Raw genomic sequence first — 4,659 nt, 5'->3', positions numbered from 1 at the left:
GGTCGGGAATTTGGGCCAGGGCGGCCCAGACTTGTTCGGTGGTGGGCAGGGTGGTCATATCACCACACCCTGGCCGCTGCATCCCAGCGGGCAGTGGACTGCATCTCGGCCAGGATGCTCCACAGGTGTTCGGTGTGGTGGGTGCGGGAAGCGGGCTGGTAGCCAGGGTTGATGGGTAGCTTGAGGCCGGAGTTTTGCAGGTGCTGGATGCTGTACTCGAGCCAGCGGGTTTTTAGGCCCCCCAGGTCGGGCACGATACCCTCAGCCACCAGCAAATCCTCACCGGGGATGGGTACAAAAAGCTGTTGGGTGTATCCCCACATAAAATCCAGGGCATTCTGCATCCGTCGGTTGGATTCTTCGGTGCCCAGGCCCAGCCGCTCTACCCAGGCCTGGGTGTGCTGGAGGTGAAAGCGCTCCTCGCGCAGAATTTTGTTGGCGGCGTCGGCCAGGGGCTGGTAGCTGCTATCTCTGGCCTGCTGTAGCCACAGGGTCTCGTTGAGGTCGAACAGAAACTGCCGCAGCATCGTGAAGGCCCAGTCGCCTCTAGGCAGTTCCACCAGCTCACAGTTGCGGAACTCGTCCGCATCGCGGAAGAAAACCAGGCCATCCGGGTCGGAGCCATCGAGTTCCTTGCGCAGGCTGTACCACACCGAAGCATGGCCCAACTCGTCCTGAGCAATATTGGCCAGGGCAATGTCTTCTTCCAGAATCGGGGCGTGGCCCGTCCATTCGCTGTTGCGGTGCGAAAGTATGACCTCGTCGTCGGCCAGTGCGGTCAGCCTGGCGATCAGGGCTTGCTTAATCTCATTCCTCATCGTCGGTCTCCCGCCCCAGTTTGTGCTTGCTCACGTGTGAGCCGATGGTGGCGTAATATTGCTGCTGCTTGTAGGTTTTATCCGTGGCCGGGGCAAACCAGCTTTCCACGGTTTCGCTGCCGGGGTCGCTTTTGGCGAGCCTATCGGTGGGCACGATCCACCAGGCCAGGGCCTCTACATCGCCAAACTGCTGCTGGGCTTGTTTCAGCGCATCCTCAGGTGAACTCGCACTCACCTCGCCCACGTAGTCCACAAAGGTCATGGAGCGTTTGTGGCTGGTTTTGCGAAAGACGCAAAAAGTTAAAGGCTGAAAGCCATAGGCTAACGGCTCGGTTTGCTTTGCAGCTTCTGGCGGTGGGTTTTCAGCTAGCTCTTCTTTTGTCCAGGAGAAGATGTCTTCTGCTCGCACCACCCACATGCTGATGGCCTGGGGCCTGCGGGCAAAAATATTGCGGGCTGTAAGCAGGGCGTGCTGGGGATCGGCGGCATGTACCGAGCCCACCGCCTGGTGGGGTTTGGCGGGGGTATCTTGCTTAAAAACTTCCCAACGGGGCCACTGTGTGTCCATAAAGATCCTTCGGAGGGCTGGTAGCCAGTAGCGGAGGGCGTATGGCCAGGGATTTTTCCGATATCCGCTTTGAGCTATCGGCTAGACTGCGACGGTGGCTTTTTGAAGTTTAGCTGCATAGGTTTCAAGGGCCGAGCGCACCCAGGCCCCCTCATCGTGAGCCTTGCGGCGGGCTTCCAGACGCTCTTTGTTCATGGGGCCGTTGCCTCCCACAACCTGCCAGAACTCGTCCCAGTTGATGGGGCCATGTACCCAGTTGCCTTTGTCATCCTGGTGCAGGTCTGGATCGGGGACTTGCAGGCCCGCATCCAGAATTTCGGGGGCGTGTTCGTTGATGAACTCCTGGCGCACGGTGTCGTTGGACTTGGTCTTAATGCCCCAGCGGGTCAGGACTTCGCTGTTGGGGCTGTCGGCATCGTGGGGCCCCATCATCATCAGGGCTGGCCACCACCAGCGGTTGATGGCGTCCTGGGCCATCTGGCGCTGCTTTTCGCTGCCCCTGGCATAGAACAGTACCATCTCCTTGCCCTGTTTGTGGTGGAAGGCTTCTTCAGCACAGATGCGTACCATTGCCCGGCTGTAGGGCCCATACGAACCGGCTGCCAGCATGGTCTGATTCTTGATGGCTGCGCCGTCCACCAGCCAGCCAATGGTTCCGATGTCGGCCCAGGTCAGGGTGGGGTAGTTGAAGATCGAGGAGTATTTGGCCTTGCCGGATAGCAGGGCTTCCAGCATGGCCTCGCGGCTGACCCCCAGGGTTTCGGCAGCGTGGTATAGATACTGGCCGTGCCCGGCTTCGTCCTGCACCTTGGCAATCAGGATCATCTTGCGCTTGAGGGTAGGAGCGCGATTAATCCAGGCTCCTTCCGGCAGCATCCCCACCACCTCGGAGTGGGCGTGCTGGGAGATCATGCGGATAAGCTGACGGCGGTACTCCTCCGGCATCCAGTCGCCGGGCTCGATCTTCTCGCCGCGCCCGATGCGGGCTTCGAACTCGGCTAAACGCAGGCTGTAGTCGGGATCGCTGGGTAGTCCGTACTTTGCTGGCATCTGTCCTCCCAAGAAAAACAAACTAACGCTTGTTAGGTAAACTCGAAGATAGTCTAGCTCGAGTTACCCCTAAATTCAAAGCAGCTACTTACCGTGAAGTCGGAAAATACCCAGCACCACCCCGGAACGAAGTGAAGGGTCTGTAGCACTGTACTGTAACCATATACAAAGCCCCATCCATCCGCTAGACTATGAGGGTTGCCCGCCGCGTGTGTGGGGCTGCTACCCCCCTGGAGACAACATGAATCTCAGAAACATCGCAATTATTGCGCACGTAGACCACGGTAAGACCACCCTGGTGGACGCCATGCTCAAGCAGGCCAAGGCCCTCTCGCGCCACGACGAGGGCGGCGAGCTCATTATGGACTCGGGCGATCTCGAGCGCGAGCGCGGCATCACCATCCTGGCAAAGAACACCGCTGTGGACTGGGCAGGCGTGAAGATCAACATCGTGGATACCCCTGGCCACGCCGATTTTGGCGGCGAGGTGGAGCGGGCTTTGAGCATGGTGGACGGCGTGTTGTTGCTGGTGGATGCTGCCGAAGGCCCCATGCCCCAGACCCGTTTTGTGCTCAAAAAAGCCCTCGAGGCCGGACTCAAACCCATTGTGGTGATCAACAAGGTGGATAAGAAAGACGCCCGACCCGATGAGGTGCTCAACGAAACCTTCGATCTGATGGCCGAGCTGGGGGCCTCGGACGAACAGCTTGACTTCCCCTACCTGCGGGCGGTTGGGCGCGAGGGTACGGCCTGGCTGGGCGAAACTCCCAGGCCCGACCTGGCCGACCTCTTCGAGACCATCCTGGAGCATATTCCGGCCCCCCGGATTGCCGAAGGCCCCTTCCAGTTGCGGGTTGCCAACCTCGACTACTCCAACTTTTTGGGCAAGATCGCGCTGGGCAAGGTGCACCGGGGCACGGTACGCAAGAACCAGTTTGTGACCATCGTGGGTGAGCACGGCAGCCGCGACCTCAAGGTGGGGGCGGTCTTTACCCACCAGGGCTTGCAGCGCCTGGAGGTGGACGAAGTAACCCCTGGCGATATCGTGGCGATTGCAGGTATGGAGGGGGTGGAGATCGGTGATACCATCGCGGCCAAAGAAGCCCCCGAAGCCCTGCCCCGCCTGGCAGTGGACGAACCCACCGTTAGCATCACCGTCACGCCCAACACCTCGCCCTTTGCAGGCAAAGAGGGCAGGTTCGTCACCAGCCGTCAGATCCGTGAGCGGCTTTCCAAAGAACTCGAGACCAACGTGGCCCTGCGGGTGATCGAGGTCACACCGGACACCTTCGAGTTGCACGGACGTGGCGAGCTGCATCTGAGTGTGCTGCTCGAGACCATGCGCCGCGAGGGCTTCGAGCTTTCGGTGGGCCAGCCCAGCGTGCTCTACAAAGAAGCTGATGGGCAGATTCAGGAACCCTACGAGTACCTGGTGGTGGATGTACCCGAGGCCAGATTCGGCCCGGTGATGGAGACCCTGGGCAGCCGCAAGGCCCAGATGGTGCACATGGAGCAGGAGTCGGGGCGCATCCGGGCCGAGTTCACTGTGCCGGCTCGAGCCCTGTTCGGCTTCCGCACCATGTTTCTAACCCTGACGGCGGGCGAGGGTGTGATGAGCCACAACTTCCATGCCTATGGGCCGCACGTGGGCAGCCTGGAAACCCGCACCACCGGCTCGGCGGTGGCCATGGAGGCCGGGGTGGCCTACGCCTACAGCCTCTTCCGTCTCCAGGAACGCATTAGCTTCTTCATTGACCCCGGCACCGAGGTTTATGTGGGGATGATTGTGGGCGAGAATGCCCGCGACAACGACCTTAACGTGAACGTCAACATCAACAAAAAACTCACCAATGTGCGGGCCTCTGGCTCCGACGAGAACATCCGGCTGATTCCCCCACGCAAGTTCACCCTCGAGGAAGCCCTGGAATTTCTGGCTCCCGACGAACTGCTGGAAATCACCCCGCAGAGCCTGCGCTTACGCAAGCGGGTACTCGACCCCAGCCAGCGCAAGCGGGCTGAGGCGGTTTAATGGAGCCCCTGATACTGGCCTTATGGGCACTGCGGTAGATTTTCAGGATAGTTGTTGTAGAAAGCGTATCCACCCAGAAGCAGCAAAGAGGCGGTTTTCCGACAATGGTCTGATCCTGCCAACTATGTGCGCCCACGATAGAAATTTCGGTTGTGGTTTTACGCGGTGCACTTCGGGGGTATTCGCTACCTCGG

4 protein-coding genes are annotated in these 4,659 nt (G+C 60.0%); 1 reads left to right on the top strand and 3 read right to left on the bottom strand.

Going from position 1 to position 4,659, the window contains the following annotated elements:
* Positions 1-59: 59 nt before the first annotated feature.
* From paaC to paaA, 3 genes are all read right to left on the bottom strand, one after another.
* Positions 60-818: a 1,2-phenylacetyl-CoA epoxidase subunit PaaC gene (gene paaC / locus Q0288_RS17085; protein WP_299433315.1), complete on the bottom strand. Its 759-nt coding sequence runs from the start codon at positions 816-818 to the stop codon at positions 60-62.
* On the bottom strand, positions 808-1,386 hold the full coding sequence (locus Q0288_RS17080) for a phenylacetic acid degradation protein (protein WP_299433313.1): 579 nt from the start codon (positions 1,384-1,386) through the stop codon (positions 808-810). Before Q0288_RS17080 ends, paaC begins: the two co-directional genes overlap by 11 nt.
* 81 nt (positions 1,387-1,467) lie before the next feature.
* Positions 1,468-2,436 carry a 1,2-phenylacetyl-CoA epoxidase subunit PaaA gene (gene paaA, locus Q0288_RS17075; RefSeq protein ID WP_299433310.1) on the bottom strand — a complete coding sequence of 323 codons (969 nt, stop codon included), beginning with the start codon at positions 2,434-2,436 and terminating at the stop codon, positions 1,468-1,470.
* A 241-nt stretch (positions 2,437-2,677) separates the two neighbouring features.
* On the opposite strand from paaA, the gene typA reads away from it, so the two are divergent.
* Positions 2,678-4,465 (top strand): translational GTPase TypA, encoded by a 1,788-nt coding sequence (gene typA / locus Q0288_RS17070; RefSeq protein ID WP_299433307.1) that lies wholly within the window; start codon positions 2,678-2,680, stop codon positions 4,463-4,465.
* Positions 4,466-4,659 lie beyond the last annotated feature (194 nt).

The organism is uncultured Meiothermus sp. (genome assembly GCF_937863175.1).
Lineage (GTDB): Bacteria > Deinococcota > Deinococci > Deinococcales > Thermaceae > Meiothermus.
Note: the sequence above shows the minus strand (reverse complement) of the source record. Positions and strands in the feature narration are given on the sequence as shown.

Excerpts from the sequence above, each read along its gene's own strand:
- paaC (WP_299433315.1), bottom strand. The coding sequence starts at position 818 with ATGAGGAATGAGATTAAGCAAGCCCTGATCGCCAGGCTGACCGCACTG.
- Q0288_RS17080 (WP_299433313.1), bottom strand. The coding sequence starts at position 1,386 with ATGGACACACAGTGGCCCCGTTGGGAAGTTTTTAAGCAAGATACCCCC.
- paaA (WP_299433310.1), bottom strand. The coding sequence starts at position 2,436 with ATGCCAGCAAAGTACGGACTACCCAGCGATCCCGACTACAGCCTGCGT.
- typA (WP_299433307.1), top strand. The coding sequence starts at position 2,678 with ATGAATCTCAGAAACATCGCAATTATTGCGCACGTAGACCACGGTAAG.